The organism is Segatella asaccharophila, assembly GCF_054687055.1.
This window is the reverse complement of record NZ_BAACAN010000002.1, coordinates 164,062-178,596: the sequence shown is the minus strand read 5'-3', so window position 1 is coordinate 178,596 and position 14,535 is coordinate 164,062. Positions and strand designations below refer to the sequence as shown.

Below are 14,535 nucleotides of genomic sequence, written 5' to 3'. Positions count from 1 at the left end.
TATTTAATTGAAGATCTATTTTCTTGATAATCTTTTGGACTGCATCCAGCATTCCAGGATAATAGTGGCAGAAACCTTGTCTACCAGACCCTTGTCTTCCTGACGTTTTTTCTTTTTCACGCCTCCGCTCAGGATAGCACGGTGCGCGATGACCGAAGTATACATCTCGCTGTAATATTCTATCGGTATGTCAGGACGTGCCTTTTTCCAACGGTTCACAAAGGCCTGCACACGCGGCAGATTCTCACTGGGCTGTCCATTCGGCTGCATCGGTTTTCCGATGATAATACGTTCGACCCCTTCCCTGTCCACATAATCAGCCAGAAAGTCAAACAGCGACGGTGTAGCAATCGTAGTCAGTCCGTTTGCAATTATCTGCAAAGGATCCGTTACAGCCACTCCCGTCCTCTTTTTACCGTAGTCAATGGACAAAACCCTCATCTGGTATTATACTTCTAAAGCAAGCTCTTAAGGGATAACAGCATAGGAAACCTGGAAACGATTTCACCAATCGTTTCCTTTAGCATTCCATATCCCTTGTGATCTGTTCCTTATTACTCTTTAAACAACAACCATGCGTCAGGATAATTTCCAGCACGAAACTGGTTCCGGCTTTGCACGGCAGAGAGTTTATTATCGAAAGTTGAAGCAATCACCCGGTACATGTTCCGTCCAGCGCTATAAGCGATCTGAGCCTGGTAACCGGCATTCTTCAATGTATTCTGGAGTCCCTCAGCGTTAGCCTTCAAGGAAAAAGAACCTACAACGACGCTGAAATTCTTCAGGCCCTCACCACTGACTACCGTGACATTCTCTTTCCGGACAGCTGCATTATCAGCATTATCCATGACTGTTGTCTGATCAGCTGACTTGGTCTGCAGCGGAGTGACCACAGGAGTACTGTCCGACTGGATAGGCTGGTTGGCCGGCTGTTCAGCTTCCTGGGCTTTTGCTTTCTCATAAGCTTTCTTATAAGCGCTTTCACTGGATTTACAACTTGTCAGCGCCATAGCTGCGCAAAGCCCGGCACACAATAGCATATACTTCTTCATGATCTTTACAAAAATAAAGTTATTAATTCACAGTGCGAAATTACAAAATTCTGCCCACATATTTTGTAAATTTCCGAATAAAGTTTGTTAAATCAAGTTTTTACAACATAATTAACGAAAAATTAAGATTCGAACATTTGGAGATTACGCCCTTTTTCCCTATCTTTGCCATAGATAAATTATTATCGTTGAACATTAAAGATTACAAAAATGAAAGCATTAGGTTACATTGGAGCATTTCTCGGCGGAACGATCGCCGGTGCAGCTTTAGGTCTCGTATTTGCTCCTGAGACGGGTAAAGACACACGTACCAAGATTTCTGATGCAGTAGATGGTTTCTGCGAGAAGCATAACATCAAACTCAGCAAGAAGGATAAAGATGATCTAGTAGACGACATTCAGGATGCCACACCAGAAGAGGTATAACAACAGGCCGTATGATGTTCAGTAACGACAAAAACATCGAAACAATCGGACAACTTGTTGAGGTCTTAAAACATGACATCGGACTTCGTGCAGAATACACGAAGCTCGATGTTGTAGATAAAGTTGTCCGGTTACTCACCGCAGCAGGGATGGTGATGCTTGTTGCAGCCTTCCTGCTCCTTATCCTGATCAGTCTGTCCCTTGCCGGAGGCTATGCGCTGGCATCATGGATTGGGAACATGCCCCTCGCCTTCTGCATCGTCGCAGGTGTTTATCTTCTCATTCTGTTATTGGTCATCCTTTTCCGTCATAAGTGGATTGAACGCCCGCTGGTTCACTTTCTGGCCGGTCTTCTTTTACAAAAATAATGTATAAAAACTTATCCTTATGACTCATACTAAAATCGCTTACAAGTCATTATCAGATCTTCGTCTGCGGAAAGAAATGTTGAAAAATGACATTCTCAAAGATGACCATGAAGCCAGGAACCTATGGAACGACTTATTCCATAAGCCTGAAGCTTTCAAGAAAGATGCGACTCCTTCCAAACGTATCCACGGGCTCATGAATATAGGGGCAGGTGCAGTAGACGGAATCGTGCTGGGCTGGAAACTTTATCGGAAATTCAAAAGAAAATAAAAGGATTTCCGATAAAGTTTTTTTATCAGGCAAGGAAGATCTCCTTTATAAGACGATTTCGACCTTTACACCTCAAATGACAGTCCGTCATATCCCAACTGGATTCCCTGGGGCAGGCGCCGGTCAGCGACGGCATGGAGCCCGATTTTATGGGTAAGGTGAGTAAGGTAAGTACGGCGGGCGTTCATCCTGCGGGATGCAGCAATCGCATCAGCCACCAGTTGATGGCTGTGATGGGGCTTTTCCCAACGCAGCGCATTAATGACCAGAGTATCCACATTTTGCAAATAAGCATATTCGCCGTCATCCATCCTTTTCATGTCCGTAATATAGACAAAAGGACCGAACCGGAATCCGAGGATAGGCATTTTATCATGCATGATCCGGACAGGAAAGACATCAATGTCTCCTACCCTGAACCTTTCATGAGGTGAAATCGTGTGCATCCTCAAGACCGGAGCACCAGGATACAGTTCCGACGGGGCAGGAGGAAAACAGTAGGGCATGGTCTGATGCAGATGTTCATCGACAAATTTCTCACAATAGACATCCAGTCCGTTAAAGTGATGGCTGAAAGGGCGCAGGTCATCCAGTCCCCCTATATGGTCATAATGGATATGCGTAATCAGTAAGGCATCAATCTTTTTAAAGGGCACCTTCAACAACTGCTCCCGTATATCCGGTCCCGCATCAATGAGTATCCTTGTAGAATCCGTTTCTACAAGAGCAGCGCTGCGCAGGCGATGATCACGAGGATCATTGCTTCGGCAGACCTCACAACTGCATCCCAAAGCCGGCACTCCGCCCGAAGTGCCCGTACCCAGAAGAGTGACTCTCATTTGATGTTCACCTCCGGAAGGATCTGGATGCCAAACCTTTCTTTCACATCATGCTGAATAGTCCTGCAAAGGGTCAGTATCTCCTGTCCTGAGGCTCCCCCACGGTTGACCAGGACCAGCGCCTGTCTGTCATGGACGCCTGCACGGCCAAGGCTGCGGCCCTTCCACCCGCACTGATCAATCATCCATCCCGCCGGGACCTTAACAGTCAGAACACTTCCATCCGCCTGCCGTAAAGGCACAGGAAGGCGGAAGAAGGGCATTTCCGGATACAAGAGTTGGAGACTTCTGAATTTCCTTTCCGTGACCATCGGGTTCATAAAGAAACTCCCCGCATTTCCTTCCACCTTCGGATCCGGGAGTTTTGCCCTACGGATAGCTATGACGACCTGTCTCATCTGGCTTGCAGTCGGATCTATAATCCCCTTAGCATCCAGTTCCCGGCGTATGCTTCCATAGTCCAGTTTGGGGGCAAAGGTCTTTGTCAGCCGGTAGGTCACAGCAGTAACCAGATATTTATCACGCCACTCCTGCTTGAACCTGCTCTGCCGGTAGCCATACTGACAATCAGCATTCGAGAATTGCACCGGCAGAGCCGTAGCGATCTCTACAGCCTCCACCTCTTTTATGATCTCACTTGCCTCAGCGCCATAAGCGCCGATGTTCTGAATGGCAGAAGCTCCCACTTCTCCCGGGATGAGTGAGAGATTCTCCATGCCATGGAATCCGAGTTTTACGGCATAGTCGACCACCTCATCAAAGGTTGATCCTGCCCAGCACCGAAGGTAAACGCCATCCTGGTCATCAGGGCAGGAAAAGACGGTAACCTCAAAGCGATTCTCCGGAGTAATTACCGTCCCCGGATAATCACCTGTAAGCAGGAGATTGCTTCCGCCTCCCAGCAGCAGGTAAGGACGATCCCCCTCACGGAGTCCCCGGACCACCTGCTGAGCCTCTTCCGAGGAAGAAAACTCCAGCAGCCGGCGACAATGTACATCAATACCAAAAGTATTATGAGCCAGAAGGCTCGCATTCTTTATATCTTTCATATTTTCTCTCTGAATGATCTGTAAGGAATAACGGCATCCGTCAGATGTTCATCTTCATCAGCATCCACCGCCCTCTGATCCTACGGAAAGTAAATTCCTGTTCCAGGCCATTGGCTATCCCACGGATGACAAAGATTTTCCGGCTGCTTTCCGTATATTTCTGACCATAAATAATATTATAAATCATGCCCTGGGGGAATTTCGGCGCAAAGGCCGGCCACTGTTCAGGGATGATTTCTCCGGTCATGGTCGAGAAATCATTATCCGGATCCGGTCCGACGAAACGGACAGGATTATGAATATGCTGATTCTGAAAAGCACTGTCAGCGGCGAACACCTGATAAAATTTCAAGAATGAAGCATTGGTATTCTTATACAAATGTGCAAAATTAATAGAAGTCAGCATCCACTTTCCCCTGATCCGGTTGAAAAGATACTGCTTAACCATACGTTTCCGGAAATAAATTTTCTCGATGATGACATGACGAATGGTCGTATCCTTAGGCAGATCCATCTGCTTCGGATTATCGAAAATCAACGTATAATAATCCTGCCGCAAGAAGAAATGATCCAGTTTCCAGTGCACCGGTTCTATTTTTCCGGCTATTTTACCATTACGGTAAACCTTGAGAGGAAAGACTATCCGCTTAAGCTGGGTCTTCCTGGTAGCTGCGAAATTAAAGATAAAATCATCAAACAATTCATCAGCAGCTTTCGGCATAGGCGTCGAAGCAATCAACTGCTCCGAAGAATCCTCTCCCGTAGTGTCCTTAGCAAGAGTGTCTATATTCGTAGAATCCACTGTCTTGGGCCTTTTGGAAGAACAGGCAGATACAGAAAAGCCTAATACGCCCATCACCAGAACAATGATAAAAAAATATACAAGCTTTCTCATAATTATAACATACAACGATGAATACCGCAAAATTACATATTTTCCGCTTAATAGAGTACAATATCAGAGAAATTCTTTTTCAGCCTTCTCCTATTTCCGATTTATTTCTTATCTTTGCAATTAAATTATAAATTTTATACTGCATCATGATACTGGATAAGATAGAAACACTTCTGAAGGAAGTTAATAATCTTTCGGCAAAGAACGTGGAAGACGTTGAGCAGCTCAGGCGGAAGTATCTGAGCAAGAAAGGTGAAATCAATTCACTGATGAGTGACTTCCGCAATGTAGCCACGGACCAGAAAAGATCTGTCGGCATCAAGATCAACGAATTGAAAAAAGCCGCCACGGAGAAGATCAACAGCCTCCGGGCCCAGATGGAAGAGGCCAATGCCACGAGTGATGATATAGACCTGACGCGCAGTGCTTATCCGATCAGCATGGGCACACGCCATCCACTGACAGTCGTGAAGAATGAAATTATAGATATATTCGGGAGGATGGGATTCGTGCTGGCCGACGGACCGGAAATAGATGATGACCTTCATGTCTTTACGAAACTGAATTTTGCGGCAGACCACCCTGCCCGTGACATGCAGGATACTTTCTTTATCGAACAGAGTGATCCGAAAGACGTTACGAAGAATGTGCTCCTCCGTTCCCATACCTCAGGAGACCAGGCACACTACATGGAAGAGCACCAGCCGCCTTTCCGTATCCTATGCCCGGGAAGAGTTTACCGCAATGAAGCCATCAGCGCCCGTGCCCACTGCTTCTTCCACCAGGTAGAAGGTCTGTATGTAGACAAAGGCGTGAGTTTTACGGATCTGAAGCAAGTCCTGCTGACCTTTGCCCGTGAGATGTTCGGACCAGACACGAAAATACGGCTGCGCCCGAGTTATTTTCCTTTTACAGAACCGAGTGCAGAGATGGATATCAGTTGTAATATCTGCGGTGGCAAAGGTTGCGCATTCTGCAAGCATACCGGCTGGGTTGAGATCCTGGGCTGCGGAATGGTGGATCCGAACGTCCTGGAAGCAGGAGGTATTGACAGTACCGTCTATACAGGCTATGCCTTCGGCATGGGAGTAGAACGGATCGCTAACCTGAAATACAGAGTCAGTGATCTGAGAATGTTCTCAGAGAATGATGTCAACTTCCTGAAAGAATTTGAAAGTGTCTATTGATCAGAAGGCAAAAGATTTATTTCTGTAAATTCATATTATCTTTCAGATACTCTTTTGCCAGTCCTCCCTCAGAAGTCTCCTTATACAACGAAGGCAGATCGTGCCCTGTCAACTTCATCACATGGACCACATGGTCAAAAGAGACACAATGCTTACCGTCAGAAAAAGAAGCATAGAGTTGAGCATCAAGAGCACGGGCGGCAGCAAAGGCATTCCTCTCGATGCAAGGGATCTGCACCAGTCCGCACACCGGGTCACAGGTCATCCCCAGATGATGTTCCAGTCCCATCTCCGCAGCATATTCGATCTGGTCAGGACTACCGCCAAAAAGCTGGCAGCCTGCCGCGGAAGCCATGGCGCAAGCCACCCCCACTTCCCCTTGGCAACCGACGTCAGCACCGGAGATAGACGCATTTTTCTTAACCAGATTGCCGATGAGTCCAGCTGTTGCAAGAGCATGCAGAATTCTGATTTCAGAGAAAGCATGTGACTTGTAACAATGATAGAGCACGGCAGGTAACACGCCACAGGCGCCACACGTAGGAGCCGTAACGATCATTCCCCCGGACGCATTCTCCTCACTCACCGCCAAGGCATAAGCAAAGACCATCCCCCGGCTCTGAAGAGAAGGTTTATATCCACTGGCCTTGATGTAATAATTTGCAGCCTTCCGGGGGAGATTCAATGGCCCGGGAAGGACTCCCTCATGATTCAGCCCTCTCTCCACGGAATCCTGCATCATCAGCCACACTTTTCTCAGATAGTCCCAGATCCCGACATCCTCACACTGTTGTACATACTCCCAGTAACTTCGTCCATTGCGATCGCACCAGTCCCTGATTTCAGTCAGGCTGTTCATAGTATAAATATCCTTCGTCCTGAACGGATCATTCACCCCTTTTCCTTCAGACAAGGCACCCCCGCCAATACTATAAACGGTCCAGTCCTCCAGCACGTTTCCTCCAGGGTCACGGGCAACAAACTCCATCCCATTGGGATGAAAAGGCAGGAATTTCTGGGGTTGCCAGTCTATATTTACCGGTGCAACAGGACTCAGCACCTCTTCGATGACTTTATCCGTCATGTGCCCTTTCCCCGTAGCAGCCAGACTACCGTAAAGAGTAACTTCAAAGCCGGCCGCATCAGGATGGCGCTTCAAAAAGATCTGTGCCGCCTTCTGAGGGCCCATCGTATGACTGGATGAGGGCCCCTTTCCTATTCTGTATAATTCCCTTAAAGATTCCATACACTATTTCTTATTCCATCAATCCACAGTAGAAACCATTGTCCAATAGTCCCTCTGTCCCCCTTAATCACTTTGTTTAAGAGCCGTCCCCTGGTTCCTTTCCCGCAAATAACTCAAAGCCGAGCCGATGGCGGTACAGAACTCACTGTATTTAGGAATACGGAAACGGACATTATATAATTTTTCCATAGCCGGATAAACCTCCCGGCACTGAGGCAGGAGGGTAAGGTTTCCAATCATGACAAAATCGCGGATACCCGTGTTCAGACTGCTCAGGATACTGCTGCTCCCGATAGCCTGCAGCACCATATATATCAGTCCTATGGCAATGTCTTCCCGCGAAGCATTCGCCTTAGCATTACTGAACAGACTCGCCGTCGCAGACATCGGAAGTCCCTGAAGCGGCTTGGCGCAAATATCCTTAATGAAGAGATTGATATTGTAAATATTCCCCTCCGTAGCCAGAGCCACTATCTGGCGCATATCATCCGTCTTTAACATGATACGGCACAGTCCGGCGAGCGTTCCTCCACCAATGCCGATGCCGCCTATATGCCGAATCTCATCCCCCTCACACTGGACCAGACTGGTCCCCGTGCCCATGGAGACGACGATCATCCTGTTCAGGTTCGATTCATAGCGGGCCCCTAATCCGTCCGCGATAAATTCCTCCGCCTTGGAAGTAGGTCTCCCGTAAATATTTTCATTGATATAAGCAGAGCCTACCCCCGTGAGTTTGATATGCTCCACCTCATCCAGATGTATCTTGTTTTCATGAAGGTATTTCCCGAAAGCCCCATACAGGGAAGTGATCGGATCAGCAGCAGTGATACGCATCGGAGAGATCACGGTTCCCTCCTGGTTGATCCCTACAATCTTCGTCGTTGAGATTCCGACATCTATTCCGATAATGATTTTCTTGTCCATGCTGCAAAGGTAATCATTTTGCATCACAGGCACCAATGATTTCGGAAAATTTATTATCTTTGCACAAGGATTCAAGGGTCGTCCTTCATCCTCCATTTTGAATGTCGATTTAGATTCTGAAAATATGATGGCTGAAAATAAAATGCGGGAACTCGTCGATCGCTTGAACGAAGCGTCCGATGCCTATTACAATGGCAAGAGGGAAATGATGACAGATTATGAGTGGGACCACCTTTTTGACCAACTCCGGCAGATGGAGAGAGAGACGGGGATCACCCTGGCAGACTCTCCCACCAATCATGTCTCAGCCGATGAGATCAACGGGCAGAAAGAAGCTCATGAATTTCCTGCCCTCTCTCTGGCGAAGACGAAGAAAACCGAAGATCTGGTCAAGTGGGCCGGCGGCAAACCCGTATGGCTCTCCTGGAAACTCGACGGGTTGACGCTCGTAGTCACCTTTGACGGGGGACACCTCACGAAAGTGGTTACACGTGGAAACGGGCATATCGGAACGAATATCACCCATCTTGCACAGTCGATCGGGGGCATCCCCCAGAACATTCCCTATAAAGGCCACGCCGTGATCCGAGGGGAATGTGTCATCTCCTACAACGATTTCGAACGATTCCTTCTGGAGAGTGATGAAGACTACGCCAACCCCCGTAACCTGGCTTCCGGCTCCCTGACCCTCAAGGATCCACTGGAAGTGAAGCAGCGGCATCTGCAGTGGATTCCTTTCACTCTCGTCTATACGGAAGAGGAGTTGCCGCACTGGGGTGACCGGATGAATCAGATTGAGAAAAATGGGATGAAGGCAGTAGACCGGGAATATATCCAATCCCCTACCCGCGAGAATATGGATGAAGCCATCAGACGGTGGACCCACAAAGTCACAAACCGGGAGAACCCTTACCCGGTAGACGGACTGGTCATCGCATACGATGACTGGGCCTACTCGCAGACAGGGTCCATCACCGGGCATCATGCCACACGAGCCGGCCTTGCCTTTAAATGGCAGGACGAGAATGCCCGTACAGTCCTCAACCATATCGAATGGAGCTGTGCCACCTCAACGATCTCTCCGGTTGCCGTGTTCGAGCCCGTCAGCCTGGAAGGGACAACGGTCAAGCGTGCTTCTCTCTGCAATATCAGCGAATGTGAACGACTGGGCATCGGAGGAAAAGGAACGGTCATCCGTGTCATCAAGGCGAACAAGATTATCCCTAAGGTCATCCAGGTAGACAAGAAAGTAGGAGAACTGACCATCCCTGACCGGTGTCCGGTCTGCGGTGCTCCCACAAAGATCGTCATCAGTGAGAGCAGCAACACGAAAACCCTGCATTGCACCAACCAGAAATGCCCTGCCAAACAGTTGAAGAAGTTTGCCCGTTTTGTCAGTAAAGACGGGATGGATATTGACGGGATCTCAGAACAGACCCTGGATAAATTTATCAATCGGGGATGGGTCAACGAATATGCCGACCTGTACCACCTCAAGGACCACATTGAAGAAATAGCCAACATGGACGGGTTCGGAGACAAAAGTGCCATGAATATCCGGCAATCCATCGAGCATTCCCAGAAGGTAGAAGCCCGGCATCTCCTCTACGCGCTGAGTATCCCCTTGTGCGGGAAAGATGTCTGTAACCGACTGCTGAGTACCTACCCGATAGAAGAACTGGTCAAGGAAGCGGCAGCTGAAAATGTGCAGGATGATCATTTTGCCCTGATCCCCGGCATCGGGCCGGAAAAGAGTGCCCAGATCGTAAAATGGTTCCAGGACAAGGACAACAAGGCAAAATTTGACCGTCTCTGGAATCTTCTTGACGTATCCCAGGACAACGGCAAACCTAAAGGAGAACGGTGCCAGGGCCTGACCTTCGTCATCACCGGAAATGTCTATCACTATAAAAACCGGAATGAGCTCAAAGCCTATATAGAAAGTCAGGGAGGGAAAGCGACAGGATCCGTAAGTAAATCAACCTCATACCTGATCAATAATGATATTACTTCCACGAGCGGGAAGAATCAGAAAGCACACCAACTGGGAGTCGAGGTGATTTCGGAAGATGAATTCATACGGAGATTTGCCTCTGAACACTGACAGGAAGGCGGACTTCAGAACGTCCACTTGAGGGCTAAAGTCGGAATGGCATAGAAACGATTGTTACGGCCATAGTCATTATAGACGAAATTGTTGCTGACCTCCACTTCACCGCCAAGGCTCAACGGAACTTCACAACCTCTGACAGCATTCAGATTAATCCACCACTGGGGCTGACTCGTTATGATCCATTTGCCATTGACATGAGGGTCATACCACGTATCGCAGAACCCCGACAGGGTGATCAGATGATGGGCAAGTTGAACGCCCCAGACCTCGGTCAACTGGAAACTGTTATACGCATGAGCCTCGTAATGACGGCTTCTAAAATAATATTTGTATAAGGTCTGCACCGTGAAAGTGGCACTATAATCCCTGTTGTGCCAGTTCCATGCCGGACCCGCCAGGACAGCATGCTGAAAACGGGTAGCCTGCCACGTCGTCTCATTGGAGCTTAATCCTCCATTATACTCCAGATGAGCAGCAAACTGCTTGTTTTTCGTAATGTTCAGGTCACGGCCAAACTCCCAGTACGCCCCCGATACTCCATCTTTCTGATAATAAATATCAATAAAGGAATAGGTGCTGCCCCACTTGTCAGCCTTGTACAGTTCGGCCGTTGTCGTCACACTCTGCCTTGAAGTCAGGCTCTTGTCCAGAGAATGTCCTAAATCATAATGCAACTGGATATTCTGAGCAGACATACCCATAAAAGCTGCCATCAATAGGGCCAGGGAAAAGATTCTTTTCATTAGAAATTAAAGTTATTCATTAATCGGGCACAAAGTTACATTTTTTTTAACAAACGGCGACGATTTCTTTATAGAAATGATGAAATAAGCTTCCTTTTTTGTATAACAGACCTTTTTTACATACCTTTGCGGTAATATGCGAATAGACATCATCACCGTTCTGCCGGAAATGATCAAAGGATTCCTTGACGAATCCATTCTGGCACGGGCACAGAAAAAAGGCCTTGTGGAAATTAAACTCCATAATCTCCGCGACTACACCCTGGATAAGTGGAGAAGAGTGGATGACTATCCTTACGGTGGAAGCGCAGGGATGGTCATGCAGTGTGAACCCATTGACCGGGCCATCTCCGCACTGAAAGCAGAAAGGGACTATGATGAGGTCATCTACGTCTCTCCTGACGGAGAACAATTCGACCAGCATCTGGCCAATGACCTGTCACTGCTTCATAACATCATCATTCTCTGTGGACATTATAAAGGCATCGACCAGCGTATCCGGGACCATCTCATCACGAAGGAAATATCCATCGGCGACTATGTCCTCACAGGAGGGGAACTCGCCGCAGCGGTGATTTCGGATGCGATAGTAAGGCTCATACCGGGAAGCATCAGCGATGAGCAAAGTGCACTGAGCGACTGCTACCAGGACGATCTGCTGGCTGCGCCGATCTATACCAGGCCAGCAGACTATAAAGGATGGAAAGTACCGGACATTCTCCTGAGCGGAAACGAGGCCAAGATCCGGCAATGGGAATTTGACCAGGCCGTAGACAGAACCCGGCGGCTCCGCCCTGACCTGTTGAAAAAGACGGATGTGGAAAAAGCCGACGGGACGCGCCACCATTCTCCGAAAGAGCAGGAATAAAAACTGCCGGAGGAAGGCCACGCCCTCAAAGGGCCTGTCATGCACCCCTTCACTATGATCAGACAAGAAAGCCGGTCTTGCCAGCAGCCCGTCCTTTTCAGTCTAATTCGATATCCCCTGCCGCCTGGCGGGAACAGAATACCTCACCCATAGAGAAACCCTCCTCATACAGACGCTCCAGTTTATCCGTGTCCTTCTCTATCCGTTTCACCTCCATAGGCCGTTGCGGACGGACACAGGTAATCTGCCCAGCAGCTTCCAGGTCATCCACCATCTGGAGTTGCTCATTATAAGACACATGTCGCTTGCTCAAGGCAACCCGCAGCCGGGGATAATTCTTATATATAAAATAGGGCACTTTCCTATCCTTGCTGTCATCCCTCCACCCCTTATTTCGGGTCAGGATCACCACATTCCGCCGATGCCCCGTGCTGATGGACCGCATGACCGGAATAGAATCCACTATTCCCCCATCCAGCATCGGCACGCCGTCCACATGAACAATCTTACTGACATAAGGCAGCGAACTGGAAGCACGGACAATATCCAAGGCCCTCTGCTTGTCGGAAGTCTCCGTCAGATACAAGTTTCTCCCCGTAAGACAATTGGTCGTTACCATTTCAAAACCTGCTGAATAATTGAAGAAGGTATCGAAATCAAAGGGCAGCAACTGATTAGGAAACTGATCATAAAGGAGCTTCTGGTCAAAGATACATCCCTGCGTCACCAAATGCCGGAGACCGATATAATTATAACGGGCAAGATAGTCAATGTCTGAGATACGTGCCCGCCGCGGCTGCCGTGACACGTATGACATCCCGTTACATGCTCCCGCAGAAACAGCTACAATATATTTGAAATACAGACCATGCTTCATGAAAGCATCCAGGACCCCACTTGTAAAGACACCTCTCATGCCTCCACCCTCCAAGACCAGTCCTGTATTCCTGATTATCTCCATAAGATCAAACGCTAATAATTTATAAATTTCAATCTATTATTCAATATTTGTTGCAAATATAACACTTTTTCAGTTAAAAATGTGTACTTTTGCGTAGTAATATTGAGAAAGTAATTAAAATATGTTGTTTAATAAAAAAACTTATATACAGCGCCGGAAAGAGTTGAAGACCCTTGTCAAAAATGGCGTTGTCCTTTTATTTGGGAATAACGAGGCCCCGTGCAACTTCCCTGCAAACGGTTATTATCCTTTCCGTCAGGATTCAACCTTCCTCTATTATTTCGGATTAAACAGAGATGGCCTCGTAGGAGTAATTGACATCGACAACGACAAGGAAACGCTGATCGGCAATGACATCGGCATCGATGATATTGTGTGGTATGGCAGTGTGGACAGTGTACAGGATATGGCTGAACAGGCAGGAGTAAAGTGTTCTGCCCCGATGAAAGAGCTCCAGACGATCTGTCACCAGGCACTCATCGAAAAGCGGAAGATACATTTCCTTCCTCCTTACCGGTATGATATAAAGCTCCAGATATTTGATCTGCTGGGTATCCATCCTAACCAGCAACAGGATGAAGCAAGCATCGACCTGATCCAGGCAGTGGTCAGCCAGCGGTCAACAAAATCTCCTGAAGAAATAGAAGAACTGGAACGGGCAGCGGCAATCGGATACAAGATGCATACGACTGCCATGCGCCTGACACGCCCTGGAATAACGGAGAAATATATCGGAGGACAAGTCACCGGAATAGCAGAATCATACGGTGCCATGGTCAGCTTCCCGACCATCTATTCACAACACGGGGAAATCATGCACGGCAACCCGTCCATGAGCCAACTGGAATCCGGGCGCCTGGTCCTTTGTGACGCCGGAGCTGAAACCATTCATAATTATTGTTCTGACAACACCCGCACCTATCCGGTAAACGGACGGTTTACACAGCGGCAACTGGAAATCTACTCTATCGTAGAAGCCTGCCACGACTATACCCTGAAAATTGCCAGACCCGGGGTGAAATGGATGGATGTGCATTTCTCCATTTGCAAACTGATGACCGAAAGACTCAAGGAGTTAGGATTGATGAAAGGGGATACTGAAGCAGCCGTCAAGGCCGGAGCCCACGCCATGTTCCTGCCTCATGGCCTGGGACACATGATGGGCATGGATGTCCATGACATGGAAAGCTTAGGGCAGACCCACGTCGGGTTTGATGAAGAAACCAGACCCAATCTCGAACAATTCGGGACCAACTGCCTCAGGATGGGGCGCCGACTGAAAGAGGGGTTTATCGTGACCGATGAACCGGGCATCTATTTTATCCCCGCTCTGATCGATGACTGGAAAGCAAGTGGCCATTGTAAGGAGTTCATCAATTTTGACAAACTCGAGACTTATAAGGATTTCGGAGGAATCCGTATTGAGGATGATGTCCTCATCACCAAGGACGGTTGCAGATTCCTGGGAAAGGACCGTATCCCTTATCATCCAAAAGATATAGAAGCCTTCATGGCAAACAATATCAAGGAATAACCATCCCCCTTTTCCTTCCTATAGAGTACTGCCGGAGAATGGTCTGACAGTCAGTA

The 14,535-nt window shown here is 48.0% G+C and carries 16 protein-coding genes; 7 read left to right on the top strand and 9 right to left on the bottom strand.

Annotated features, from left to right (window positions below; all coding sequences use genetic code 11):
- Positions 1–15 precede the first annotated feature (15 nt).
- Both ruvX and ACYRYG_RS02065 read right to left on the bottom strand, forming a co-directional pair.
- On the bottom strand, positions 16–441 hold the full coding sequence (gene ruvX / locus ACYRYG_RS02070) for a Holliday junction resolvase RuvX (protein ID WP_293417977.1): 426 nt from the start codon (positions 439–441) through the stop codon (positions 16–18).
- A 113-nt stretch (positions 442–554) separates the two neighbouring features.
- Positions 555–1,052 carry an SPOR domain-containing protein gene (locus tag ACYRYG_RS02065; protein ID WP_293417979.1) on the bottom strand — a complete coding sequence of 166 codons (498 nt, stop codon included), beginning with the start codon at positions 1,050–1,052 and terminating at the stop codon, positions 555–557.
- Between the two features lie 210 nt (positions 1,053–1,262).
- Here ACYRYG_RS02065 and ACYRYG_RS02060 point away from each other — a divergent pair, with 210 nt between their 5' ends.
- From ACYRYG_RS02060 to ACYRYG_RS02050, 3 genes are read left to right on the top strand one after another with little or no spacing between them, the layout of a single operon-like run.
- Entirely contained in the window at positions 1,263–1,478 is a 216-nt protein-coding gene (locus tag ACYRYG_RS02060) for a YtxH domain-containing protein (protein WP_293417981.1), read from the top strand.
- Between the two features lie 14 nt (positions 1,479–1,492).
- Entirely contained in the window at positions 1,493–1,846 is a 354-nt protein-coding gene (locus tag ACYRYG_RS02055) for a phage holin family protein (RefSeq protein WP_293418013.1), read from the top strand.
- 19 nt (positions 1,847–1,865) lie between these two features.
- On the top strand, positions 1,866–2,117 hold the full coding sequence (locus tag ACYRYG_RS02050; protein WP_293417983.1) for a hypothetical protein: 252 nt from the start codon (positions 1,866–1,868) through the stop codon (positions 2,115–2,117).
- A gap of 65 nt (positions 2,118–2,182) precedes the next feature.
- On the opposite strand, the gene ACYRYG_RS02045 is transcribed toward ACYRYG_RS02050, so the two are convergent.
- From ACYRYG_RS02045 to ACYRYG_RS02035, 3 genes are read right to left on the bottom strand one after another with little or no spacing between them, the layout of a single operon-like run.
- A complete protein-coding gene (locus tag ACYRYG_RS02045) occupies positions 2,183–2,956 on the bottom strand; it encodes an MBL fold metallo-hydrolase (protein ID WP_293417985.1) in 774 nt (257 codons plus the stop codon).
- The gene (gene murB, locus ACYRYG_RS02040; RefSeq protein ID WP_460197461.1) at positions 2,953–4,005 is read right to left on the bottom strand and encodes a UDP-N-acetylmuramate dehydrogenase; all 1,053 of its coding nucleotides are present in this window, start codon (positions 4,003–4,005) and stop codon (positions 2,953–2,955) included. Before murB ends, ACYRYG_RS02045 begins: the two co-directional genes overlap by 4 nt.
- Positions 4,006–4,045: 40 nt before the next feature.
- Positions 4,046–4,900, bottom strand: a complete 855-nt coding sequence (locus ACYRYG_RS02035; RefSeq protein WP_293417989.1) for a DUF4348 domain-containing protein — start codon at positions 4,898–4,900, stop codon at positions 4,046–4,048.
- A gap of 146 nt (positions 4,901–5,046) precedes the next feature.
- Between ACYRYG_RS02035 and pheS the strand changes: the two genes are divergently transcribed.
- Entirely contained in the window at positions 5,047–6,087 is a 1,041-nt protein-coding gene (pheS, locus tag ACYRYG_RS02030) for a phenylalanine--tRNA ligase subunit alpha (protein WP_293417991.1), read from the top strand.
- Between the two features lie 16 nt (positions 6,088–6,103).
- Here pheS and ACYRYG_RS02025 read toward each other — a convergent pair whose 3' ends face one another.
- Both ACYRYG_RS02025 and coaW read right to left on the bottom strand, forming a co-directional pair.
- Positions 6,104–7,333 (bottom strand): L-serine ammonia-lyase, encoded by a 1,230-nt coding sequence (locus tag ACYRYG_RS02025; RefSeq protein ID WP_460197460.1) that lies wholly within the window; start codon positions 7,331–7,333, stop codon positions 6,104–6,106.
- A 63-nt stretch (positions 7,334–7,396) separates the two neighbouring features.
- Positions 7,397–8,260, bottom strand: a complete 864-nt coding sequence (gene coaW / locus ACYRYG_RS02020) for a type II pantothenate kinase (RefSeq protein WP_293417995.1) — start codon at positions 8,258–8,260, stop codon at positions 7,397–7,399.
- A gap of 127 nt (positions 8,261–8,387) precedes the next feature.
- On the opposite strand from coaW, the gene ligA reads away from it, so the two are divergent.
- Positions 8,388–10,364 carry an NAD-dependent DNA ligase LigA gene (gene ligA, locus ACYRYG_RS02015; protein WP_460197459.1) on the top strand — a complete coding sequence of 659 codons (1,977 nt, stop codon included), beginning with the start codon at positions 8,388–8,390 and terminating at the stop codon, positions 10,362–10,364.
- A gap of 14 nt (positions 10,365–10,378) precedes the next feature.
- On the opposite strand, the gene ACYRYG_RS02010 is transcribed toward ligA, so the two are convergent.
- Positions 10,379–11,116, bottom strand: a complete 738-nt coding sequence (locus ACYRYG_RS02010; RefSeq protein ID WP_293417997.1) for a DUF5020 family protein — start codon at positions 11,114–11,116, stop codon at positions 10,379–10,381.
- Positions 11,117–11,252: 136 nt separating this feature from the next.
- On the opposite strand from ACYRYG_RS02010, the gene trmD reads away from it, so the two are divergent.
- A complete protein-coding gene (gene trmD, locus ACYRYG_RS02005; RefSeq protein WP_293425455.1) occupies positions 11,253–11,984 on the top strand; it encodes a tRNA (guanosine(37)-N1)-methyltransferase TrmD in 732 nt (243 codons plus the stop codon).
- Between the two features lie 97 nt (positions 11,985–12,081).
- Here the strand turns inward: trmD and ACYRYG_RS02000 are convergent, their stop codons facing one another.
- On the bottom strand, positions 12,082–12,945 hold the full coding sequence (locus tag ACYRYG_RS02000; RefSeq protein ID WP_293418001.1) for a patatin-like phospholipase family protein: 864 nt from the start codon (positions 12,943–12,945) through the stop codon (positions 12,082–12,084).
- A gap of 124 nt (positions 12,946–13,069) precedes the next feature.
- Between ACYRYG_RS02000 and ACYRYG_RS01995 the strand changes: the two genes are divergently transcribed.
- Positions 13,070–14,479, top strand: coding sequence for an aminopeptidase P family protein (locus tag ACYRYG_RS01995; protein WP_460197483.1), 1,410 nt, complete (start codon positions 13,070–13,072; stop codon positions 14,477–14,479).
- The last annotated feature ends 56 nt before the right edge of the window (positions 14,480–14,535 follow it).

What these genes read in the sequence shown, in the direction of transcription:
- ACYRYG_RS02050 (WP_293417983.1), top strand. Translation starts at nt 1,866, where the DNA reads ATGACTCATACTAAAATCGCTTACAAGTCATTATCAGATCTTCGTCTG.
- ACYRYG_RS02060 (WP_293417981.1), top strand. Translation starts at nt 1,263, where the DNA reads ATGAAAGCATTAGGTTACATTGGAGCATTTCTCGGCGGAACGATCGCC.
- ACYRYG_RS02045 (WP_293417985.1), bottom strand. Translation starts at nt 2,956, where the DNA reads ATGAGAGTCACTCTTCTGGGTACGGGCACTTCGGGCGGAGTGCCGGCT.
- ACYRYG_RS02025 (WP_460197460.1), bottom strand. Translation starts at nt 7,333, where the DNA reads ATGGAATCTTTAAGGGAATTATACAGAATAGGAAAGGGGCCCTCATCC.
- pheS (WP_293417991.1), top strand. Translation starts at nt 5,047, where the DNA reads ATGATACTGGATAAGATAGAAACACTTCTGAAGGAAGTTAATAATCTT.
- ACYRYG_RS02065 (WP_293417979.1), bottom strand. Translation starts at nt 1,052, where the DNA reads ATGAAGAAGTATATGCTATTGTGTGCCGGGCTTTGCGCAGCTATGGCG.
- ruvX (WP_293417977.1), bottom strand. Translation starts at nt 441, where the DNA reads ATGAGGGTTTTGTCCATTGACTACGGTAAAAAGAGGACGGGAGTGGCT.
- trmD (WP_293425455.1), top strand. Translation starts at nt 11,253, where the DNA reads ATGCGAATAGACATCATCACCGTTCTGCCGGAAATGATCAAAGGATTC.
- ACYRYG_RS02035 (WP_293417989.1), bottom strand. Translation starts at nt 4,900, where the DNA reads ATGAGAAAGCTTGTATATTTTTTTATCATTGTTCTGGTGATGGGCGTA.
- murB (WP_460197461.1), bottom strand. Translation starts at nt 4,005, where the DNA reads ATGAAAGATATAAAGAATGCGAGCCTTCTGGCTCATAATACTTTTGGT.
- coaW (WP_293417995.1), bottom strand. Translation starts at nt 8,260, where the DNA reads ATGGACAAGAAAATCATTATCGGAATAGATGTCGGAATCTCAACGACG.
- ACYRYG_RS02000 (WP_293418001.1), bottom strand. Translation starts at nt 12,945, where the DNA reads ATGGAGATAATCAGGAATACAGGACTGGTCTTGGAGGGTGGAGGCATG.
- ACYRYG_RS02055 (WP_293418013.1), top strand. Translation starts at nt 1,493, where the DNA reads ATGTTCAGTAACGACAAAAACATCGAAACAATCGGACAACTTGTTGAG.
- ligA (WP_460197459.1), top strand. Translation starts at nt 8,388, where the DNA reads ATGGCTGAAAATAAAATGCGGGAACTCGTCGATCGCTTGAACGAAGCG.
- ACYRYG_RS02010 (WP_293417997.1), bottom strand. Translation starts at nt 11,116, where the DNA reads ATGAAAAGAATCTTTTCCCTGGCCCTATTGATGGCAGCTTTTATGGGT.